We start from the raw sequence: 20,012 nt of genomic DNA, 5'->3' as shown, positions 1-20,012 counted from the left end.
TTAAGACCTCACTCGCTGAATTTGTTTCTTAATTTTGGGCGCTAATTTTTGTTTACGCGAGAACAATGCTGCTGCAATACCGTAAATCACTAAGACCAGTGGATAAGCCCAGATGCCCATTTCATCTTTACTGATCCGCGTTTTGATCGCCATTAAGGCTACGATTAAACTGGCAAAAATAAGTAAAGCTGGGAACAGTTTCAGGTAACGCCCTTGACGAGGACTCACTTCAGACAAAGCGGTAGCGAGTAATAACGCCACCAAAATAGCGAACGGCACAAATATCCGCCAACCGAGTTCACTGGCAACCACAGGATCATGACGGTTATCCCATAACTTCGAGGTTGGTAAAGCTTCTACTTCGGTACTTTCAAATTTTGCTTCTTTATCATTTTCTAAACGTAAACGATAACTTTGGAATTCAGCTTGAGAATAACGCGGTTGCCCCGGATAGATTTCGTAACGGCGGCCTTCAACCAAATCCACCACATTGGCATTATCATTGGGCACTTCGACGCGGGTCGCTTCTTTTGCCAAAATAATGACATCAGGCTTACCCTCCTTTTCTGCACGCTGATAGAAGAAAATATCTTTTAAGTTTTTACGGTCTTCTGACAAGTCCCCTGCATAAATGGTATAGGGCCCAGAGGAAATAAACTCTTTCGGTCGAACCAAGTCAAAGCCTGTTCGTACTGCTTGTGAAGTCGTTAATGCTTCAAACTGACGGATGCCCCAAGGCGAAGCCCACAGCATCAAAAATGCTTGAACAGCCATAAAGACCACGGTCATTGGCACCAATAAACGTGACAATTGATTTCGACTGACACCACTACCATTGAGCACAGCCATTTCATGATCGACATACAGACGACCAAAGACCAACATCAGACCAATAAAGAAACCGAGCGGAAGAATTAAGGTTAAAAATTCAGGCAAACGGTAGCCAATAATGCTAAATAAAATACTTGCATCTAAACGACCCTGCGCCGCCACACCAAAGTACTTGATCAAACGACCACCCATCATGATCAAGGTCAATAAGGCAATCACAACCAGTGATGTCGACACCACTTGCTTGACCAGATAACGCCGAATAATCAAATTAATTCTTCCAAAAATAGGGCCAATAAAAACTAGCGTTAGTTTACCCGAATGTAGAAAATATAAAACCTATACCCTTGTAGCTCATTGAAACTCTATTCATATAAATGTTTCAATGGTTTAATGGTTTATAAATTTAAAAAGGCATAAATACCGCACATGAAACTTTCTATTAATACGTCATTCCAAGCGAATGCGTCCAGCCAATATTTGTTGATATTAGTAGATTCTGAGCACGTTACAAATGCAGCTACTTCATATCAAATCAATGATTTAGATAATTTAATTGACGCGACTCAATTTAAAGCAGCACTCAATGAAAGCCTGCCTTTGGTGGCGAACATTGCCGCTTGTCGCAATAGCGCACTTTTAGGCCTCGGTAAAGTTGCTGAATTACAGGTCAATAAATTTGCAAAAATTGCACAAACCATTATTAAAGCGTCACAAAAAAAATTCAAACAGATCAGTGTCGATATCTCTGCCCTACCACAAGAACAACATTATTTATTTGCACTTAGCCTGACTCAAGCGGCTTATGCATTTGATGAATACAAGTCTAAGAAAAATGAATTTGTTTTGGAGCAGATCCATTTAATCGCTACTGAAAGTCCATTAACCACTGCACAGCTTGAATTAATTTCTGCAGTGCAATCAGGTCAAAGCTTTACCCGTGACCTAGGTAATCGTCCGGGCAATATCTGTTTCCCTGAATATTTAGCCGAACAAGCTCAAGCGCTTGCAGCTGAATTCCCTGATCAACTCAAAGTGACTGTACTCGATGAACAACAAATGGCTGATCTCGGTATGGGTGCTTTCCTTGCTGTGAGCAAAGGTTCTGACCGTCCAGGCCGTATTATTACTATCGAATACCTTTCAAACCGTGAAGAAGCCCCTGTGGTGCTTGTTGGTAAAGGCGTGACTTTTGATACGGGTGGTATCTCACTTAAACCGGGTGCAGGCATGGACGAAATGAAATTCGACATGTGCGGTTCTGCATCAGTTTTGGGTACCATCCGTGCGCTGTGTGAAGCGAAATTACCGATTCATGTGGTCGGCGCAATTGCTGCTGCAGAAAACATGCCGTCTGGTCATGCCACTCGCCCGGGCGACATCGTGACCACCATGAGCGGTCAAACCGTTGAAATTCTAAATACCGATGCCGAAGGTCGTTTGGTTCTGTGCGATACCTTGACCTATGTAAAACGCTTTAACCCTGCACTGGTGATTGATATTGCAACCCTCACTGGTGCATGTGTCGTAGCACTGGGTTCAGTCCTTACTGGTATGTTCACTCCGGATGATGAACTTGCGGCTGAATTGACTGCTGCGGGTCAACACAGCTTTGACCGCGTGTGGCGCATGCCAGTGATTGAAGATTATCAAGAACAACTTGATTCTCCATTTGCAGATATTGCCAACATTGGTGGTCCAAAAGCAGGTTCTGTGACCGCTGCATGTTTCCTTCAACGCTTCACGCGTGAATATCGTTGGGCGCATTTAGACATTGCGGGTACTGCATGGAACTCAGGTGTAAATAAAGGCGCAACAGGTCGTCCTGTGCCATTATTAATGCAATTCTTAGCGAATCGTGCTCAAGCGAATGGCTAAAGTTAGCTTTTATTTATTTGAAAAAAGTCCTGAACGACAAGTCGAAAGCACTTGTCGTTTATGCCGTAAGATCCTGCGTCAGCCTGTACGTATTTGGCTACATTGTGCTGACCCAGACTTACAGCAACAACTTGATGAACGCCTGTGGAGTTTCGATCACACAGGTTTCATTCCCCATGGTATCGATCAACCCCAGGCAACGGTCTGTATTTCTGCCCAATTGCCTGAGCAAACCGACTGGATTGTGTTTAATTTTAACGATCAAGCACTTGAACAGTTCGCAAGTTTTAGTCACATTATCGAAATTATTGAAAATAACGAACCCGCTAAAATTATCGGGCGTGAAAAATATAAACAATATCGACGTTTGGGCGTTCAACCGCAGACCCATAAACTTTAACGTGATATTGGTTTTACCCTATTTGCAAGGAGATGCACCATGGCATTGAATGTCGGTCCAGACTTTAAACAGCGCTGGTTAAAAGTACCTGAAGCTATTCGTCAGACCTTTATTGATGACCTTGGTCGCGTTTGCGATGTACTCAATCCCAGTACAGACATTCAACAATGGCTGGTCAATGACCAACAGCAGCAGCAAGTGTCTTTTGACAAAATTGAGTCTGCCTATGCAGATTTGAAAGCACAGCTGATTGAAGATGCTCGTATTCGCAAACAACTGGCTTTAGAAAAAGCCTTAGAAGAAAAACGTGAAGCTGAACAAGCCTATGCAGAACAACTGAAACGTGACGAAGAGTTACGCTTTGCTGCACAAACGCAAGCGCTCACCATGATGCAGCATAATCTTAATCGTGAAGTACAACACTATGCCGCTCGCTATCATAAAAATCCTGAAACGGGTTTAGCGGGATTAAGTCAAAGCTTATCGGTGAGCAAAGGACAGATGTTGTCAGAACTCGAAAGTGTACGCGTGCGTTTGGAACTTGAGGCAGAAACGCAAATCGAAATGGCCGTCAGTGATTTCCGTGCAAAATTGAAAGCAGCCGCACAAGAAGAAATTGACTATATCTTAGAAAACTCTAATTTTTCGACAGAATCTACATCGTCCCAAGCATCTTAAGCCGTGCATCGAAATCTGGTCACTGTCATTAAACTGACATGTATTTGCAACATGATGTTCATATGACTGAAGCATTGTTCCTCAAAATACAATGCTTCAGGCATCCTAAAAATATAATCATGCATCCAGATGGGAATTCAATATGGACATCATTCACCAGATTACCCAGAAAATATCCTCTCTATCTGCTGGAGAACAATGGGACATTCGTGCCAAAGATCTTTGGCTGAGTCATTCAGACTTTCACAGTATTTCGGTTTATCTCAGCCGTGAATCAGAAAAAGGTGGTTTTAGCATTCAGCAACCGCCCCACAGCTCGATTTTTCAAACCCTTGATGTAGTGACCGTTACAAAACACTAAGTGGTCATCTACTCCATAAAAAAAGCCCACAACTGTGGGCTTTTTTTATGTCTAAGTTTGGCTTAGACCAAATCTGCAACTGCAGAAACGGTATGTCCTAGGAAATAACCGATACCGAGTAATAATCCAATCCAGATTAAACCACCTAGCACGTTATAGAACATAAATGTGCCAAGGTTCATGCGTGCAGATCCAGCAGCAAAAGGCGCAAAAGAACGTACAAAGGGTACAAAGCGTGCGACTAAAATCGTTTTACCACCATGCTTCATAAAATATTTATTGGTTTTGACCATATATTCGGGCTTAAAGTAACGTGTGTGCTTATTAAAGTACTTAATGCCTAGCACGCTGCCCGTGTAGTAATTGACGCAGTAGCCCAAGACCGATGCGACAAATAACAGCAGCCCCATAGTGTGTAAATGCACCACTTCCGTCGTTGAGCATAATGCGCCGATGGCAAGCAACAGGCTGTCTCCTGGCAGGAAGAACATAAATACTGAACCCGTTTCTGAAAATATCACCAGAAATAAAATGGCATAAATCCACACACCATAATTTTCCAATAACATGGGTAACCACTGTTCCAGATTCAGTAAGAAATCAATCATTATCACCTGTCTGATTATTCATCATATATGTCATACCGCGACGCATTATCACCAAAAATAAAAAAACAGTCTAATTTTTCAATCAGACTGTTTGGTTTTCTTCGGTATCAACTTATTTCAAGAAGCCATTTTCAGCGAGAAAATCTAAGCTAATTTTAGATTGCGCTGTGGTCTCAGCGGCTTTATCGCCGAGCAATAAACGCTCAATATAACGTGCTAAAACATCCACTTCCAAGTTCACTTTCGCCCCAGCTTTCCACGTACCGATATTGGTTCGTTCAGCCGTGTGCGGAATTAAATTTAAGCTCAGCACATTGCCACGTAAATGGTTAATTGTCAGGCTAATACCATCCACGGTCACAGAGCCTTTTTCCGCTAAATAGCGTGCAATTTCTTTCGGTGCGGTAACTTCAAAATAAATTGAACGTGCATCTGAACGAACTTGAGTGATTTCACCCACTGCATCGACATGACCACTGACAATATGTCCACCAAAACGCGTGGTCGGCAACATGGCTTTTTCCACATTTACTGCCTGCCCTGCTTTCCAGTGTTCCAAAGTGGTCCGATTTAAACTTTCACGTGATACATCAGCTGCATACCAATTGCTACCAAAGTCAATCACGGTTAAGCAAATGCCATTGGTGGCAATCGAGTCCCCCAAATGCACATCCGACATGTCTAAATCTGTCTGGATACGCAAGCGGACATCGCCACCCACGTTTTGAATGCTTTCAACTTTACCTAGACTTTCAATAATGCCTGTAAACATGTTCAATCCCTGAAAAATATGGGGCGATGATTTTTACCACAAATCAAGTTGCGTGCTCACGCCAGAGGTATCGACACCACCTAATTCTGCAAAATGGTGCAATTGACTCAACAACTGACGGATTGGTGGACCTGATTTGGCATGCGTATCCGTGATGACAATAAACTCTAGTACGCGTGCACGTTCAGACTGACGCTGCTTACTCACGCGGTAACGTGGTACATCTTGCGTCAATAAGCTTACTCGGCCACGTTTTAAATTGGCTTGTAACAAATCTGTGGCGCTGATATTACCATCGGTTGAATAGCTCGTCAGGATGTAACGTGCATTGATGGTTTCTAATAATTTTTCATAAGCTTCTTTCGCATGCTTCGAAGAATTATATGGACTTGGACGTTCTTTACGCCATGCACGATCGATTCCGCTCTTAAAACCCTTGGTGTCTGGTGTTGGTAAATCCACCTGATCCCATAACGTTAAGGCATTCAACACATGGTAGTTACTGCTATAAGCATGTTGGTTATATGGTGGATCGAGATAAGCCACATCTACTTCAAAGCCGCTCATTTGATTGGCCAAATGCTGTGCGTCGACACACCACATTTCAGCGGCGGGTTTTTTCGGATCACCAATTTCACAAAAACGACTTGGGGTCAGCCATAACAATGAACCGATACGATCTAAGGCTGCTTGGGTTTTACCGCCCCAACCATGATGGAAACTTTTAAATACACCGCTGGTATTGCTGACAAAACTTGCTGAATACAATAACGGCGCTAACAAAGCACTCATTTCCACATCATCAATCGCGCCTTGAGCTTGCCAAGTTGCAATTTGCTGACGAATCGCATCGATACGCATACCGTTACGGCGTTTAAAGAATAAACGGTCACGTGCCGGATCGTAGATTTCATCATTACGTGGACACAAGTTATGGGTCACCCAACCTTTCACTTCTGGCAAACGGTTCAGATAATCAATCGCTTTCTGATAGCCACCCAACTCTTTAAACGCAGGTGCTTCAACGCAAGAGAGAATCGCGCTGTTCAAGGCATGGCTGTATGGTTCCCAGTCATTGGCAATAACACGATAGCCGTTTTGACGTGCCAACCGTGATACCACACCTGAACCTGCAAAAAAGTCAGCAAATATCGGCGCACGACCATCTTCGCGTTTTAAGGTTCCCGTTTGCTCAAGTGCTTCTAAAATCAGATGTAATAGACGGCGTTTGTTTCCCAAATAAGGAACCAACTGATGGAAAAGATATTCGTCTGTGGTACGAGCCGCATGACGACGTTTGTGATAAACCGTAGACTCTGAATTCATAGCGTCTCTTGAGAAGGGATTAACCTTAAGCGAATGTCATCACCCAATTGAGTGACATCTTTCAGCTTAAATCGAAGCTGCTCTGCCATGCGGTCAAATTCCGCATTAAACATCGCACGTGCTGACTGACCCAACAAGGTCGGTGCAACATAACTGATCATTTCATCGATCAAATGTTCTTGTAAGAAAGCGGTCGAAAGTGTCGCACCGGCTTCCACAAGTACATCATAAATTTGGAACTGTTGAACGCATGCTGCTAACAGATCGGCCAAAGGCTGAATTTCAAATTGTACCACGCCCAAGTCAGCAAGTTCCTGACGATATGGCCCCATGACCATCACGGTTTCAGGTTGCTGTAATATTTTTGCGCTTAATGGCAAGCGGCCTTGACGATCTAGCACGATACGTTTCGGCTGAACCACGTTACGCATGTCAACAGCGTCATCGAGCTGACGTACGTTGAGTAAGCAATCGTCGGCTAATACTGTTTCAATCCCAGTAATCACAGCACCTGATATCGCACGCCAATGCTGTACATCTTGTCGCGCCATCGCACCGGTAATCCACTTAGACTCACCCGAGGCCATGGCAGTACGCCCATCTAGGCTCGATGCGACTTTGAGCCGAACATAAGGCATGCCCGTCGCCATGGCTTTTAAAAAGCCCAAATTCAATTGATGTGCTTCTGCTTCACAAATACCTGTGATCACTTCAATGCCAGCATCACGTAAGATTTGTACACCTTTACCCGCAACCAATGGATTCGGATCGGGACATGCCACAACGACTTGAGCAACACCTGCTTCCACCAAGCCTTTGGCACAAGGTGGCGTACGTCCATAGTGTGCGCAAGGCTCCAAAGTCACATAAGCGGTTGCGCCACGTGCGGCCTCACCTGCATCACGCATTGCAAAGACTTCTGCATGCGGCTGACCCGCTTTTGGATGAAAACCTTCACCAACCAATTGACCGTCTTTGACAATCACACAGCCCACATTGGGATTGGGACGAGTGCTGTATTGCCCCTGCTGTGCCAATGCAATTGCACGCCGCATCCACTGTTGATGCTGCTGCAAAGTCACTTGATCTAACTCAGACATGTAATCACTCATGATAAAAATGGAAGCAGATGTGCATTAGTGCTCACGCTGCTGCATTTGCTCAATTTGACGACGAAAAGCTTCTACATCTTGAAAGTCTTGATACACAGAAGCAAAACGTACATAAGCCACATGATCTAAAGCAAACAAAGACTGCATAACAATTTCACCAATGGTGCGTGATTTCACGTCACGTTCACCCAAACGGCGAATTTGCAATTGAATATCACTGAGTACCGTTTCAATTTGCTCTTGCGTTACTGGACGCTTTTGCAAGGCATGCATCAGCGAGCGGCGGAGCTTGGCCTCATCAAAAGGTTCGCTCTTTGAATCCGACTTGATGACACGCGGCATCACCACTTCATAGCTTTCAAAAGTTGTAAAACGTTCACCGCAACTAATACATTCACGGCGGCGGCGTATCTGACAGCCTTCAGCAGCAAGACGTGAGTCAATCACTTTACTGTCTTCAGCGTTGCAAAATGGACAATGCATAGCGGTTAAATTGAACAAATCCGAATGGATTTAGAGTGTAGCAAAAATTTTGAAATTTGTAGAGCTTTACGCTAGATATGGAAAAAAAACAGCCCTTTCGGGCTGTTTTACACAATATATTGATTTACTGTGATCTTATTATTCTACACGTTCACCATGTTGACTTAAGTCTAGACCCATACGTTCGTCATCAGCTTCAACACGGATGCCAATCACTAGATCAATCACTTTCAAGATAATGAATGTCATCACAGCTGAGTAAGCGATGGTCGCTAGTACACCTTCGACTTGAACCCATAATTGATGCATTAAGTTGCTTGGTGCTTTATCACCCATGATGAATTCGCTGGCAAAGAATGCTGTAAGGATCGCACCCACGATACCACCGACACCATGTAGACCAAACGCATCCAAAGAGTCATCCGCTTTCAACGCACGTTTCAGCGCAGTAATACCCCAGAAGCAAACCACACCACCGATCAGACCCATCGCTAAAGCGCCGCCAACGGTTACGAAACCTGCCGCAGGTGTAATCACCACAAGACCTGCTACCGCACCAGAAGCACCACCCAAGACAGACGCTTTACCACGAACCACTTTTTCAGTAATTAACCATGCCACTGCTGCTGCAGCTGCTGCAACTTGTGTTACCACCAATGCATAACCAGCTGAACCATTTGCACCTAGTGCAGAACCACCATTGAAACCGAACCAACCCACCCATACAAGGCTTGCACCGATGACGGTTAACGTTAGATTATGTGGCGCCATTGATTCACGGCCAAGCCCCATACGTTTACCAAGCATGTACGCTGCAACAAGACCCGCAACACCTGAGTTGATGTGAACAACCGTACCACCCGCAAAATCAAGCGCACCGTCGTTACCTAACCAACCACCGCCCCATACCCAGTGGGTAATTGGTGCATAAACCACGACGCTCCAAATTGCGATGAAGGCAACGAAAGCACCGAATTTCATACGTTCTGCAATCGAACCGCTAATAATGGCAACGGTAATGATGGCAAATGTCATTTGGAAAATAACAAAAAGAATCTCTGGAATCGTACCGGACAAGGCTTCAGTGGTGATGCCCGACAACATAAATTTGTCTAAGCTACCGATAAAGGCATTACCTTCACCAAATGCTAAGGTATAACCCACAATCACCCACGTTAAGCTTACGACACCTGCCGCAACGAAACTGTGTGCCATGGTGCTGAGTACATTTTTCTTACGAACCATACCGCCGTAAAATAATGCTAAACCGGGAATTGTCATGAGTAACACAAGTGCAGTGGACACTAAAATCCATGCTGTATCACCTGTATCGAGCTTAGGCTCTTCTTCTGCAGGTGCTGGCGCTGCTTCAACTGGAACTGCAGCTTCTGTTGTATTTAGCGTTGTTGTATTTGCAGTATCAACTACTGTGACTTCTTCTGTAGGTGCTGTTGCGCTTTCTTCAGCCCACGCAACAGAACCACCTAAAAGTGCACTGGACAAGCCGAGTGCAATTAGCATCTTTTTCATTCGTATCCCCCGACCTGATTTTCTGAGTTATTAGCTACTCAGCAAACTTCATGCCAATTTTTTAAACGGCATCAGCACCTGTTTCACCAGTACGGATACGGATGACTTGTTCCAGATTGCTTACAAAAATTTTACCGTCGCCAATTTTTCCTGTGCTTGCAACACGAGTAATCGATTCAATTACGGTATCGACCATTTCATCACTGATTGCGATTTCGATTTTTACTTTTGGTAAGAAATCAACCACATATTCAGCACCACGATAAAGTTCAGTGTGACCTTTCTGGCGACCGAAGCCTTTAACTTCAGTGACAGTGATCCCTTGAACACCATTCTCAGAGAGTGCTTCACGCACGTCATCTAATTTAAAAGGTTTTACAATTGCAGTTACGAGCTTCATGTTTTGTTTTCCTTCGGCTTATTTCACCTGTAAGGTTTTATGTTCAATTTTCATGCCAATATGACTACAGTCGGGGGAAAATAGTCAGCTCAGCATGAGATTTCTTTATAACCTATTTTATACGGATAATCTTGCGTATGCTTATAAAAATAGACGTTTTTACTAGAAGAATTACGATTTAACTGATCGATTAAACGCATATTTAAATTAAAGCACTATGGTCATGAATGTGGCGATGTTAAACTGCTGCAACCAATTCACTGAGGATGGTCACAACAATGATTGAAACCTTATTACAAGCGATATTAGAACAAATCGATCAGCCGAAAAAAGACGTCGAACATAATCTTCGCAGCTTACTTAACGAAGCTGTGAGCAAAATGGATCTCGTATCTAAAGAAGAAATCGAACGCCAACGTACTGCACTGAATAATGCCAATTTACGTTTAAATGAATTGTTGAAACACGTCGAAGAACTCGAACAAAAAATTCAGAACAAAAAATAAGCACCTTTTTAGTGCAACAAAAGACGCATAACGATTAAAAATAATGCACCATAACGGAACAATAATATGTCTTTTGCCAAAATCTATACTCGGGGTTTGCTCGGCTTAAATGCACCCCAAATTGAAGTTGAAGTTCATGTCAGCCAAGGTTTACCTTCATTGACCATCGTTGGCCTACCTGAGGCTGCCGTCCGTGAAAGTAAAGACCGTGTCCGCTCCGCAATTATTAATAGTGGCTTTCAATTCCCGACCAAACGTCTGACCATTAATCTTTCACCCGCAGATTTACCCAAAGATGGTTCACGTTTAGATCTCGCCATTGCTTTAGGGATTCTGATCGCGTCGGGACAACTTCCTGAAAATGCAGCAGATGGTTTTGAATTTATTGGAGAATTGGCACTTGATGGTTATTTACGACCTGTCAGTGGCATCTTAAGCATAGCCATTGCCTGTCAGCATATCGGGCATCATCTGATTCTACCTGCACTCAATGCCGATGAAGCAGCGCAACTGCCTGAGTTCCAAGTCTTTCCTGCGCAGCATCTTAAGGATGTATGTGAACATTTAAGTCGTTCAGCCTTAATCAGTAGCCATCCCTCGACATCGTCAGCCAATCAACACAGTTACCCTTTTGATTTATCTGATGTGAAAGGTCAACTCAGACCACGTCGTGCTTTAGAAATTGCAGCTGCAGGCGGTCATTCCCTACTATTTCGTGGCCCTCCGGGCACAGGGAAAACTCTACTCGCCTCGCGTTTGCCCAGTATTCTACCGCCCTTAGATATGCAAGAAAATTTGCAAGTCGCGAGTATTTATTCCATTGCAGGTGCAAATCATCATTTTGGGCAGCGTCCATTTCGTGCGCCACACCATACCGCATCTGCGATTGCCCTCGTCGGTGGAGGATGTCACTTACAAAAATAAAAGCTAGTTTACAAAAATAGAAGCTAGTCAAATATATAAAAATAGACTATTAATAACTCATAATTTCTTTTTTATAATAACCTTTATTAGAGTATATTCTGATATGACCTCTATTGACTCATTTCCTGATGATGAAATCGAACGAGTTGTCTACCTATATAGTTGTTTAAAGTTAAATTCGAGTTCTGAATCTGACAATATATTAATTGAAGTTCTACTTGTTGAGCTTGATGCGGCAAACCCTAATCGTTTAAATGTATCTGAAAATTCTTACAACAAATATGATGTCACTTTTCGAGATTTGGATACAGTACAAATTGGCACAATATGGAAAGGCCAAACACGAATAGAGGGAAGAAAATTCTCTTTTAATAACTGTCTGAGAACAGTTAATTTTGAGTTTGATTTTTCCATTAACGAACCAAAGATCATTAGATTTGATGCTAAGATTCCTGATTCAGACGAATACTACTTATATAATGAAAAAATATTCATTCCTAAAAATGAATACAGTGCAAATGTGCCTTTTAGATATTACCCATTTTTAATGAGTAAATATTGTATTTTAAAATCAAATGATAATATCGAAGTACTTACAAGTTGTATTCATTCACTCCATGCTTTTTATATCCCTGCAAGAAAGGACATTAGAGGCCATATCATCAATGAAAATTACAGTATTTCACATATAGTTGATTTATTTTTAGAAAAATATGAAATTCAAAATGTTGAAAATGTTGAAAAAATATCTGTTGTACTGAAAAAAAATATGGTTAAAACCATAGGAAAAGAAGCGATCACATTTTTGGCAAATCTAGCACTAAACAAAAACACCCAAGAAAAAGTGCTAAATATACGAAATTCGTTAAATGACATAAAACTCGATAAAACTGGAAAGCCATATCCATCTAGATTTCCTAGTGTAATTCCTCCGCATTCAACAACAATGAGCTTAACTGCCGAAGGTATTTGGCTTGAAAATGGAAAACGATTTTTAATTACACACGTATCTAAAGTTTCTCCTATTGCTGATTTTCCTATAGTAGCTTATGCACCTGTAACAGAATCAGAGGAACAGATAGAAACCATTGATAAAGATAAAGTTCATAGACAAGGTCGAAACAAAAAAAAACGCAATAACACTCGTATCAACACCCAAGAAGACCCATCTCACAACAGAGGTGAAAATAAAAAACAGACTGATATTTCAGTAGATTTTACTGATTTCGATATTGAGATTATTGAAGAAGTAATTGAAACTGAATCAAATATACAATATATTGAAAGTAAAGAAAAAAATGAAAATAAAGATGAAGAATCATCAGGCAACCGTTATGGCAATAGAAAGAATAAACCTACAAAATCTGAAAATTCAGAAAAAAAACCGAATAAACTAGATGTAGATGATCTTGCTCTTATATTTAGTAGTTTAAAAAACATTGAAGCTAAAAAAGATTCTACTAAATTAACTAAAGTATCTTGCATTGATCAAAGTGGAAATCTTTCAGACACCTTTTCACTTTTACAGATAAAGCCCATCGTTAAATTCCCTATTCATAATACTTGGATTAACGATGACGTTGGAAGATTACTTTTGTTTTTAAAGTTAGAGTTAGCCGAATTTCATGATCATCTTTACCTTATTGATATTAAGAAAAATAACAAAAATAATGAAGCATTTTGTTTTTTTCTATTTATTACCAAAGAGATGCTTAATGAAAAAAATATAACCATGATTTGTGAAGCAATTGAGGGGAAAAAAGGAACAAAAAAATGGTTCGATATTTGCAAGACTAACTTCAATCAAAAAAGAGCCATGAAGCACATGCATACTGACCAAGCTGATTGGGTTGCAAGTTTTAATAAAATTTTCAAAATATTAATAAAAAAGAAAAAATTATAAATAGAGAATTAAATTTACTAAAATATGCTTCGTATTTATTGAAGAATTACGAAGCAGCTTGTTTTAAAACTTCTACTTCAAAATGATCCATTAGCTTCTTTATTACTTCTTTTTAAATAGATAACTCATATAAAGAATAGTATGAAATATATCTAAAACTTCCAACAGGTTTCTCAATCAACCAATATTAATAAAGTTATTATAAAACAATAATTTAGCTTAACAAAATCAAGTGTTTATTATTAATAATAGTTTCAGCCAAATTAAAATTACTTCCCATTTAACAGTTTTCTCCACACAATCTCCACATAACATTAGCAATTCATAAACACTGCTATTTCAAAATAGTAGCATCTAAAACTCTCTCTGAAAAAACATGCAAACATGTCATCATTTAATAAGTTCAATACTTATTACAACTGTACTTTTGATCGGCTGTACACAATCCAAAGATGCTGAACAGTCCGCAGCAGAAATGCCGCCGGTGGTGGTCAGTACCATCACTGTATTACCGCAATCTATGAATGTAATTGAAAATCTTCCCGGCCGTGTTACAGCTTACCGGATTGCTGAAATTCGTCCGCAAGTAGGTGGAATTGTTGATAAAGTGCTTTTTAAACAAGGCTCTTATGTGCAAGCAGGTCAACCACTTTTTAGATTAAATTCTGAAATCTTTCAGGCAGATGTAAAAAGCAATCAAGCTACTTTAAACCGTGCACAAGCTGAGGTGACACGTTTGCAGGTGCTGTTAAAACGCTACACTGAATTGGTAAAAGTAAATGCGGTTAGTCAGCAGGAATACAACAATACGGAAGCAGATTATAAAAAAGCAAAAGCCGATGTGGCGCAAATGCAAGCTATGTTAAGTAGACAGCAGCTCAATCTTAAATATGCCACTGTCACAGCACCCATCTCAGGAACGATTGGTGAAATCTTAGTGACTGAAGGTGCATTGGTTGGTCAAGGCGATAGCAATGCGATGGCCGTAATACAACAGATTAATAAAGTCTACGTCGATGTAAAGCAATCAATTAGTGATTATGAAAAGCTACAGGAAGCTTTGCAGCAAGGTGACGTGTCAAACATCAAACATACGGTTGAAATCCTGAATAGTCAGGGTAAACCTTATAATGTCACAGGTGAAATCCTATTTTCAGATACTAAAGTTGATCCTGACACGGGTGATGTCACGATTCGTATTCTAGTCAATAATCAAAATCAAAAACTTTTGCCAGGCATGTATGTTCGAGTCAATATGAGCCGAGCTCAAGTTGAAAATGCGCTGTTAGTACCTGAACAAGCGATTCAACATGATATTAATGGTAAAGCCAATGTTACGATTGTTAATCAAAAAGGTTTAGCGCAAAGCAAGCCTATTCAGCTTGGTCAACGTTATCAAAATAGCTATGTAGTAACACAAGGATTACAAGCAGGCGAAAAAGTTATTGTTGAAGGCGCTGATCGTATACAGCCTGAGCAAAAACTAAAAATTAAGCAGTGGCAACCTACAAATACTCAGGAAAGTGGAGGCAAGAAATAATGTCTCAATTTTTCATTAAGCGTCCTGTTTTTGCATGGGTGATCGCTTTATTTATTATTTTGTTAGGTGTACTCAGTATTCCCAAGTTACCTATTGCAAGATTTCCGAGTGTTGCGCCACCACAGATCAGTATTACTGCAATCTATCCAGGTGCTACCCCAAAGACACTGAATGATAGTGTTGTGACATTGATTGAGCGGGAAATGTCAGGTGTCAAGAACTTACTGTATTACAGTTCAAGTTCGGATAGTTCTGGAACAGCAACAATCACCGCAACCTTTAAACCAGGCACAGATGTAGAACTGGCACAAGTTGATGTACAAAACAAAATTAAAGCCATTGAGTCGCGCCTACCCCAAACAGTTCGACAACAGGGGCTGATGGTTGATGCTGCATCATCTGGTTTTTTAATGATGGTGGGGTTGAGTTCACCAAATGGCAAATATAGTGAAATTGATGTCAGTGACTATATGACTCGCTATGTAATTGAAGAATTAAAACGGGTCGAAGGTGTTGGTAAAGTCCAAAACTTTGGTGCTGAGAAAGCCATGCGAATTTGGGTCGATCCAGACCGCTTGGTCTCTTATGGATTGAGTATTCAAGATGTGAATACAGCCATCCAAAACCAAAACTTGCCGATATCACCGGGTCGTATTGGTGATGTTCCTGCGTTGAAGGGGCAACAAATCACCATTCCTTTGACTGCTCAAGGTCAATTAGAAACTGTAGAGCAATTCAAGAACATTAGTTTACGTGCTCAACAAAATGGTGCCATTGTTCGATTATCGGATGTTGCTCGTGTCGAAATTGGTGCGCAAATGTATAACTTTGCGATTTTAGAAAATGGTAAAGCCTCTACAGCTGTGGCGATACAAATGAGTCCTGGTGCCAATGCTGTTAAGACTGCAGAGGGTGTAAAAGCAAAAATTGAACAATTAAGTCTAGCATTGCCTGATGGTATGAAATTCTCTATACCTTACGACACTGCACCTTTTGTAAAAGTTTCGATTGAAAAAGTAATCATGACATTGCTTGAAGCTATGGCTTTAGTTTTTATTGTCATGTTTATTTTCTTACATAATGTTCGATACACCTTAATTCCAGCGATCGTTGCACCGATTGCATTGCTTGGCACATTTTCAGTCATGCTACTTGCAGGTTTTTCGATTAATGTGCTGACCATGTTCGGCATGGTGCTTGCGATTGGGATTATTGTCGATGATGCGATTGTGGTCATTGAGAATGTTGAACGAATTATGGCGACAGAAAGTTTATCTCCAGTTGAAGCCACATCTAAAGCCATGAAGGAAATTACCAATCCGATTATTGGTATTACCTTAGTGTTAGCCGCTGTATTCTTGCCGATGGCATTGGCGTCAGGCTCGGTGGGGATTATCTATCGCCAATTCACCATTACCATGTCAGTTTCCATTTTATTCTCAGCTTTCCTTGCATTGACATTAACCCCTGCGTTATGTGCAACAATGTTAAAACCGATTGATCAAGACCATCAGAAAAAAGGTGTTTTTGCATGGTTTGATCGCAGTTTTGAGAAGCTGAACAATCGCTACGAACGTAGTTTATTTAAAGTAATTAAACATAAAACCCTCGCAATGTTATGTTTCTTAGGCATTGTCATTGTGCTGATTTTTAGTTTTAAACACGTTCCGACTGCGTTTATGCCAGAAGAAGATCAGGGGTGGTTTATGACTTCAATTCAGCTTCCTGCGGATGCAACTCAAGAACGTACCCGTAAAGTCGTTGCTGAGTTTCAAAATCATTTAGACCAAGAAACGGGTATTAAAGACAATATGGCAGTCTTAGGTTTTGGTTTTAGTGGTTCTGGTCAGAATACAGCGATGTATTTTACTAATCTATTGCCATTCGAAGAGCGTACTATTACGGCACAAGAAGTCGTGAATAATGCAAATATAGCGATGGCTGAAAGTTCAGAAGGTCAAACCATGTCTGTGTTACCACCAGCCATTGATGAATTAGGTAACTCATCTGGTTTTTCACTGAGATTATTAGATCGTGGCAATATTGGCATGCCTGCTTTAAGAGAAGCGCAAGATCAGCTTTTAGCATTAGCAGCACAAAGTAAAATCGTGGCGGAGGTCTATCCTGAAGGTTTGCCAGATGGCAGTTCTGTACAGCTTAAAATTGATAGAGATAAATTGCAGGCATTAGGTGTTAATTTCAGTGATGTGACCGATATTATTTCAACCTCAATGGGTTCGATGTACATCAATGACTTTCCAAATCAAGACCGCATGCAGCAAGTCATAGTGCAGCTTGATTCCAAATCACGCATGAGTATTGAAGATATTCTTCAGATTAAAGTGAACAGTCAAAGCGGTAAATTGGTTTCAATGTCTGAAATAATTACACCCATTTGGCAACATTCACCACAACAATACAATCGTTACAACGGTCGTCCATCATTGAGTATTTCTGGCAGTCCAGCAGCAGGTGTATCTTCAGGACAAGCCATGACTGAGATGGAAAATTTGATTAAACAGCTTCCGAAAGGTGTGGGTTATGAGTGGACTGGGATTTCTCTAGAAGAAAAACAGTCGGAATCACAAACCTTGTTTTTATTACTGTTGTCGATGTTAGTCGTTTTCCTTGTCTTGGCAGCACTTTATGAAAGCTGGTCAATTCCATTCTCTGTGATGCTAGTTGTCCCTCTAGGGTTGATTGGCGCCTTTTTAGCAGTAATGTTACGTGGTATGCCAAATGATATTTTCTTTAAGGTCGGCATGATCACGATTATTGGTCTATCTGCAAAGAATGCCATTTTGATTGTTGAGTTTGCAAAAGCATTAAGAGAAGAAGGAATGGGTTTAGTGGAGGCAACCGTTGCAGCCGCTAAATTGCGCTTACGTCCAATCCTAATGACATCTTTGGCATTTACCTGTGGCGTTATTCCTTTAGTCATTGCCAGTGGCGCTAGTTCTGAAACTCAAAAAGCGATTGGTACAGGCGTCTTTGGCGGCATGATCAGCGCAACAATTCTAGCTGTTATTTTTGTACCGATTTTCTTTATTGTCGTCATGAGCATGGTTGAGAAATTCTCGAAACGTAAAGCGGCACATTAAGCATCAAAACTGAGAATAAAAGCTAAATATAAAAGCTGTGGGTTAACGAGTTTAGCCCACAACAAATCTTTCATTTACATCTTTATTTCAGAATTGATTTAATAAACCATCAATATAGGTTTGATCATGAAAGCTACGAATCTTGATCCGAAACGCTGGTGGATATTGCTCGCTGTCGTGCTTGCATTTCTGCCGATTGTGATTGATATGACTGTACTGCATGTTGCGGTTCCATCATTAACCCAATCATTGAGTGCCTCAAGCAACCAAGTCTTATGGATTATTGATATTTATCCATTACTTATGGCTGGACTTTTAGTTCCGATGGGAACTTTGGCTGATCGTGTCGGCAATCGTAAGATTCTGCTGATTGGCTTGGTTATATTTGGAATTGCCTCAGTCCTTGCGGCATTTTCCCAAACGGCTTCTATGCTGATTGCCGCACGTGCTTTATTAGCATTAGGCGGTGCCATGATTATGCCCTGTGTATTGGGTATTATTCGCAGAACCTTCGAAGACAGTCGCGAACGTGCCATTGCGCTGGGTATTTGGGGCACAATCGGATCAGCCGGTGCCGCCATTGGACCGCTCATTGGTGGTGGATTGTTAGAATATTTCTGGTGGGGGTTCAGTTTTCCTCATTAATGTCCCAATCATGTTAGTTGTCGCCCCAATGTGCTATTTCTTATTATCCAAAAATGAAGCTGTAACCTCTGGACATTGGGCATTTGGTCAGGCGCTATTGCTAATTTTCGGTTTGGTTTCATTTGTATATGCGCTCAAAGCAGGCTTAGGCGGTAAACAGTCGTTGTTAATTGTCCTTCCTTTAGTCATTTTTTCTATTGGATTATTAACCATATTTGTACGCAAACAGCTGAATTCTCCTCAACCGATGCTAGATCTTTCACTATTTTCACGCCCTGCTATTTTAGCAGGCATTATTATGGCAATGGTTGCTGCAGGCGCTTTGGCAGGTGTGGAATTAACCTTAGCGATGGAGCTGCAATATGTCATTCGTTTAACACCACTACAAGCTGGTCTTTTTATGGTTCCGATTATGGTTGCTGCTGCTATTGGTGGGCCTATTGCTGGATTTTTATCTAATAAATTCGGACTGCGTCTAGTTGCAACATTTTCATTAATATTGGCAGCAATTGCGTTGATCAGTTTGAGTTATTCAGATTTTCATCATCCGGGAATTATTGTTCCCTTTATTTTAGCTTCAATTGGACTCACTCTAAGTATCGGTTTAACAGCTTCATCCATTGCGATCATGGGCTCAGTACCTGCAGAAAAGGGCGGTGCGGCAGGTTCACTTGAAAGTACAGGTTATGAACTGGGTACAGGACTAGGTATTACTTTATTTGGTGTTTTCATGGCCTATATATTTGGCAGTCATCTTCAAGTGCCGTCAGATTTAACTGCTGTTTTAGCAGAAAAAGCCAGACTATCGATTGGTGATACCTATTTAGTGGCGAGCCAGTTACCCGTTGAACAAGGTACAGCATTGATTAACGCAGGTAAAATTGCCTTCAGTTCAGCTCATGTTAATTTATTATTAACAGCAGGGATTATCATCGGCATACTCTCCATTGTGGTATTTTTTATGTTAGCGAAATATCGAGATGAGAATTCATTGTGATGAAATTTATTTGAGGA

Annotated in this window: 18 protein-coding genes and 1 pseudogene; 11 read left to right on the top strand and 8 right to left on the bottom strand. The window is 41.1% G+C overall.

Annotated elements, in window-relative coordinates:
• On the bottom strand, positions 1-1,101 hold the full coding sequence (gene lptF / locus FTV50_RS09160) for an LPS export ABC transporter permease LptF (RefSeq protein WP_180024237.1): 1,101 nt from the start codon (positions 1,099-1,101) through the stop codon (positions 1-3).
• A 159-nt stretch (positions 1,102-1,260) separates the two neighbouring features.
• Here lptF and FTV50_RS09155 point away from each other — a divergent pair, with 159 nt between their 5' ends.
• The 4 genes from FTV50_RS09155 (at position 1,261) to FTV50_RS09140 (ending at position 4,148) form a co-directional block, all read left to right on the top strand.
• Positions 1,261-2,709 carry a leucyl aminopeptidase gene (locus FTV50_RS09155; protein WP_180024236.1) on the top strand — a complete coding sequence of 483 codons (1,449 nt, stop codon included), beginning with the start codon at positions 1,261-1,263 and terminating at the stop codon, positions 2,707-2,709.
• Positions 2,702-3,109 (top strand): DNA polymerase III subunit chi, encoded by a 408-nt coding sequence (locus tag FTV50_RS09150; RefSeq protein ID WP_180024235.1) that lies wholly within the window; start codon positions 2,702-2,704, stop codon positions 3,107-3,109. The genes FTV50_RS09155 and FTV50_RS09150 overlap by 8 nt, the downstream gene beginning before the upstream one ends.
• A 39-nt stretch (positions 3,110-3,148) precedes the next feature.
• The gene (locus FTV50_RS09145) at positions 3,149-3,787 is read left to right on the top strand and encodes a hypothetical protein (RefSeq protein WP_180024234.1); all 639 of its coding nucleotides are present in this window, start codon (positions 3,149-3,151) and stop codon (positions 3,785-3,787) included.
• A 142-nt stretch (positions 3,788-3,929) separates the two neighbouring features.
• Complete coding sequence (locus FTV50_RS09140; RefSeq protein WP_078192596.1) at positions 3,930-4,148, top strand: hypothetical protein; 219 nt, start codon at positions 3,930-3,932, stop codon at positions 4,146-4,148.
• A 62-nt stretch (positions 4,149-4,210) separates the two neighbouring features.
• Here FTV50_RS09140 and FTV50_RS09135 read toward each other — a convergent pair whose 3' ends face one another.
• From FTV50_RS09135 to glnK, 7 genes are all read right to left on the bottom strand, one after another.
• A complete protein-coding gene (locus FTV50_RS09135) occupies positions 4,211-4,756 on the bottom strand; it encodes a VTT domain-containing protein (RefSeq protein WP_180024233.1) in 546 nt (181 codons plus the stop codon).
• Between the two features lie 112 nt (positions 4,757-4,868).
• Positions 4,869-5,528 (bottom strand): riboflavin synthase, encoded by a 660-nt coding sequence (locus tag FTV50_RS09130; RefSeq protein ID WP_078192598.1) that lies wholly within the window; start codon positions 5,526-5,528, stop codon positions 4,869-4,871.
• A gap of 33 nt (positions 5,529-5,561) precedes the next feature.
• Positions 5,562-6,854, bottom strand: coding sequence for a DNA adenine methylase (locus FTV50_RS09125; RefSeq protein WP_078189462.1), 1,293 nt, complete (start codon positions 6,852-6,854; stop codon positions 5,562-5,564).
• The gene (gene ribD, locus FTV50_RS09120; protein ID WP_180024232.1) at positions 6,851-7,954 is read right to left on the bottom strand and encodes a bifunctional diaminohydroxyphosphoribosylaminopyrimidine deaminase/5-amino-6-(5-phosphoribosylamino)uracil reductase RibD; all 1,104 of its coding nucleotides are present in this window, start codon (positions 7,952-7,954) and stop codon (positions 6,851-6,853) included. Before ribD ends, FTV50_RS09125 begins: the two co-directional genes overlap by 4 nt.
• A gap of 36 nt (positions 7,955-7,990) precedes the next feature.
• Complete coding sequence (gene nrdR / locus FTV50_RS09115) at positions 7,991-8,449, bottom strand: transcriptional regulator NrdR (RefSeq protein WP_067763170.1); 459 nt, start codon at positions 8,447-8,449, stop codon at positions 7,991-7,993.
• A 138-nt stretch (positions 8,450-8,587) separates the two neighbouring features.
• Positions 8,588-9,979 carry an ammonium transporter gene (locus FTV50_RS09110; protein WP_078189464.1) on the bottom strand — a complete coding sequence of 464 codons (1,392 nt, stop codon included), beginning with the start codon at positions 9,977-9,979 and terminating at the stop codon, positions 8,588-8,590.
• 61 nt (positions 9,980-10,040) lie between these two features.
• Positions 10,041-10,379, bottom strand: coding sequence for a P-II family nitrogen regulator (gene glnK / locus FTV50_RS09105; protein ID WP_067763174.1), 339 nt, complete (start codon positions 10,377-10,379; stop codon positions 10,041-10,043).
• Positions 10,380-10,657: 278 nt separating this feature from the next.
• On the opposite strand from glnK, the gene FTV50_RS09100 reads away from it, so the two are divergent.
• From FTV50_RS09100 to FTV50_RS09075, 7 genes and pseudogenes are all read left to right on the top strand, one after another.
• On the top strand, positions 10,658-10,885 hold the full coding sequence (locus FTV50_RS09100; RefSeq protein ID WP_078189551.1) for an accessory factor UbiK family protein: 228 nt from the start codon (positions 10,658-10,660) through the stop codon (positions 10,883-10,885).
• Between the two features lie 66 nt (positions 10,886-10,951).
• Positions 10,952-11,791 (top strand): annotated as a pseudogene (locus FTV50_RS09095) (YifB family Mg chelatase-like AAA ATPase); the annotation flags it as partial.
• Positions 11,792-11,912: 121 nt separating this feature from the next.
• Positions 11,913-13,712, top strand: a complete 1,800-nt coding sequence (locus FTV50_RS09090) for a hypothetical protein (protein ID WP_020752729.1) — start codon at positions 11,913-11,915, stop codon at positions 13,710-13,712.
• A gap of 376 nt (positions 13,713-14,088) precedes the next feature.
• The gene (locus FTV50_RS09085; protein WP_180024230.1) at positions 14,089-15,252 is read left to right on the top strand and encodes an efflux RND transporter periplasmic adaptor subunit; all 1,164 of its coding nucleotides are present in this window, start codon (positions 14,089-14,091) and stop codon (positions 15,250-15,252) included.
• A complete protein-coding gene (locus tag FTV50_RS09080) occupies positions 15,249-18,353 on the top strand; it encodes a multidrug efflux RND transporter permease subunit (RefSeq protein WP_269465455.1) in 3,105 nt (1,034 codons plus the stop codon). Before FTV50_RS09085 ends, FTV50_RS09080 begins: the two co-directional genes overlap by 4 nt.
• A 126-nt stretch (positions 18,354-18,479) precedes the next feature.
• A complete protein-coding gene (locus FTV50_RS16710; protein WP_257223888.1) occupies positions 18,480-18,998 on the top strand; it encodes an MFS transporter in 519 nt (172 codons plus the stop codon).
• A gap of 10 nt (positions 18,999-19,008) precedes the next feature.
• On the top strand, positions 19,009-19,995 hold the full coding sequence (locus FTV50_RS09075) for a hypothetical protein (RefSeq protein ID WP_257223887.1): 987 nt from the start codon (positions 19,009-19,011) through the stop codon (positions 19,993-19,995).
• The last annotated feature ends 17 nt before the right edge of the window (positions 19,996-20,012 follow it).

Source organism: Acinetobacter sp. YH1901134, assembly GCF_013416965.1.
Taxonomy (GTDB): Bacteria; Pseudomonadota; Gammaproteobacteria; order Pseudomonadales; family Moraxellaceae; genus Acinetobacter; species Acinetobacter amyesii.
Note: the sequence above shows the minus strand (reverse complement) of the source record. Positions and strands in the feature narration are given on the sequence as shown.

Coding starts and splice junctions, on each gene's coding strand:
- FTV50_RS09155 (WP_180024236.1), top strand. CDS start 1,261: ATGAAACTTTCTATTAATACGTCATTCCAAGCGAATGCGTCCAGCCAA.
- FTV50_RS09150 (WP_180024235.1), top strand. CDS start 2,702: ATGGCTAAAGTTAGCTTTTATTTATTTGAAAAAAGTCCTGAACGACAA.
- FTV50_RS09145 (WP_180024234.1), top strand. CDS start 3,149: ATGGCATTGAATGTCGGTCCAGACTTTAAACAGCGCTGGTTAAAAGTA.
- FTV50_RS09140 (WP_078192596.1), top strand. CDS start 3,930: ATGGACATCATTCACCAGATTACCCAGAAAATATCCTCTCTATCTGCT.
- FTV50_RS09135 (WP_180024233.1), bottom strand. CDS start 4,756: ATGATTGATTTCTTACTGAATCTGGAACAGTGGTTACCCATGTTATTG.
- FTV50_RS09130 (WP_078192598.1), bottom strand. CDS start 5,528: ATGTTTACAGGCATTATTGAAAGTCTAGGTAAAGTTGAAAGCATTCAA.
- FTV50_RS09125 (WP_078189462.1), bottom strand. CDS start 6,854: ATGAATTCAGAGTCTACGGTTTATCACAAACGTCGTCATGCGGCTCGT.
- ribD (WP_180024232.1), bottom strand. CDS start 7,954: ATGTCTGAGTTAGATCAAGTGACTTTGCAGCAGCATCAACAGTGGATG.
- nrdR (WP_067763170.1), bottom strand. CDS start 8,449: ATGCATTGTCCATTTTGCAACGCTGAAGACAGTAAAGTGATTGACTCA.
- FTV50_RS09110 (WP_078189464.1), bottom strand. CDS start 9,979: ATGAAAAAGATGCTAATTGCACTCGGCTTGTCCAGTGCACTTTTAGGT.
- glnK (WP_067763174.1), bottom strand. CDS start 10,379: ATGAAGCTCGTAACTGCAATTGTAAAACCTTTTAAATTAGATGACGTG.
- FTV50_RS09100 (WP_078189551.1), top strand. CDS start 10,658: ATGATTGAAACCTTATTACAAGCGATATTAGAACAAATCGATCAGCCG.
- FTV50_RS09090 (WP_020752729.1), top strand. CDS start 11,913: ATGACCTCTATTGACTCATTTCCTGATGATGAAATCGAACGAGTTGTC.
- FTV50_RS09085 (WP_180024230.1), top strand. CDS start 14,089: ATGCAAACATGTCATCATTTAATAAGTTCAATACTTATTACAACTGTA.
- FTV50_RS16710 (WP_257223888.1), top strand. CDS start 18,480: ATGAAAGCTACGAATCTTGATCCGAAACGCTGGTGGATATTGCTCGCT.
- FTV50_RS09075 (WP_257223887.1), top strand. CDS start 19,009: ATGTTAGTTGTCGCCCCAATGTGCTATTTCTTATTATCCAAAAATGAA.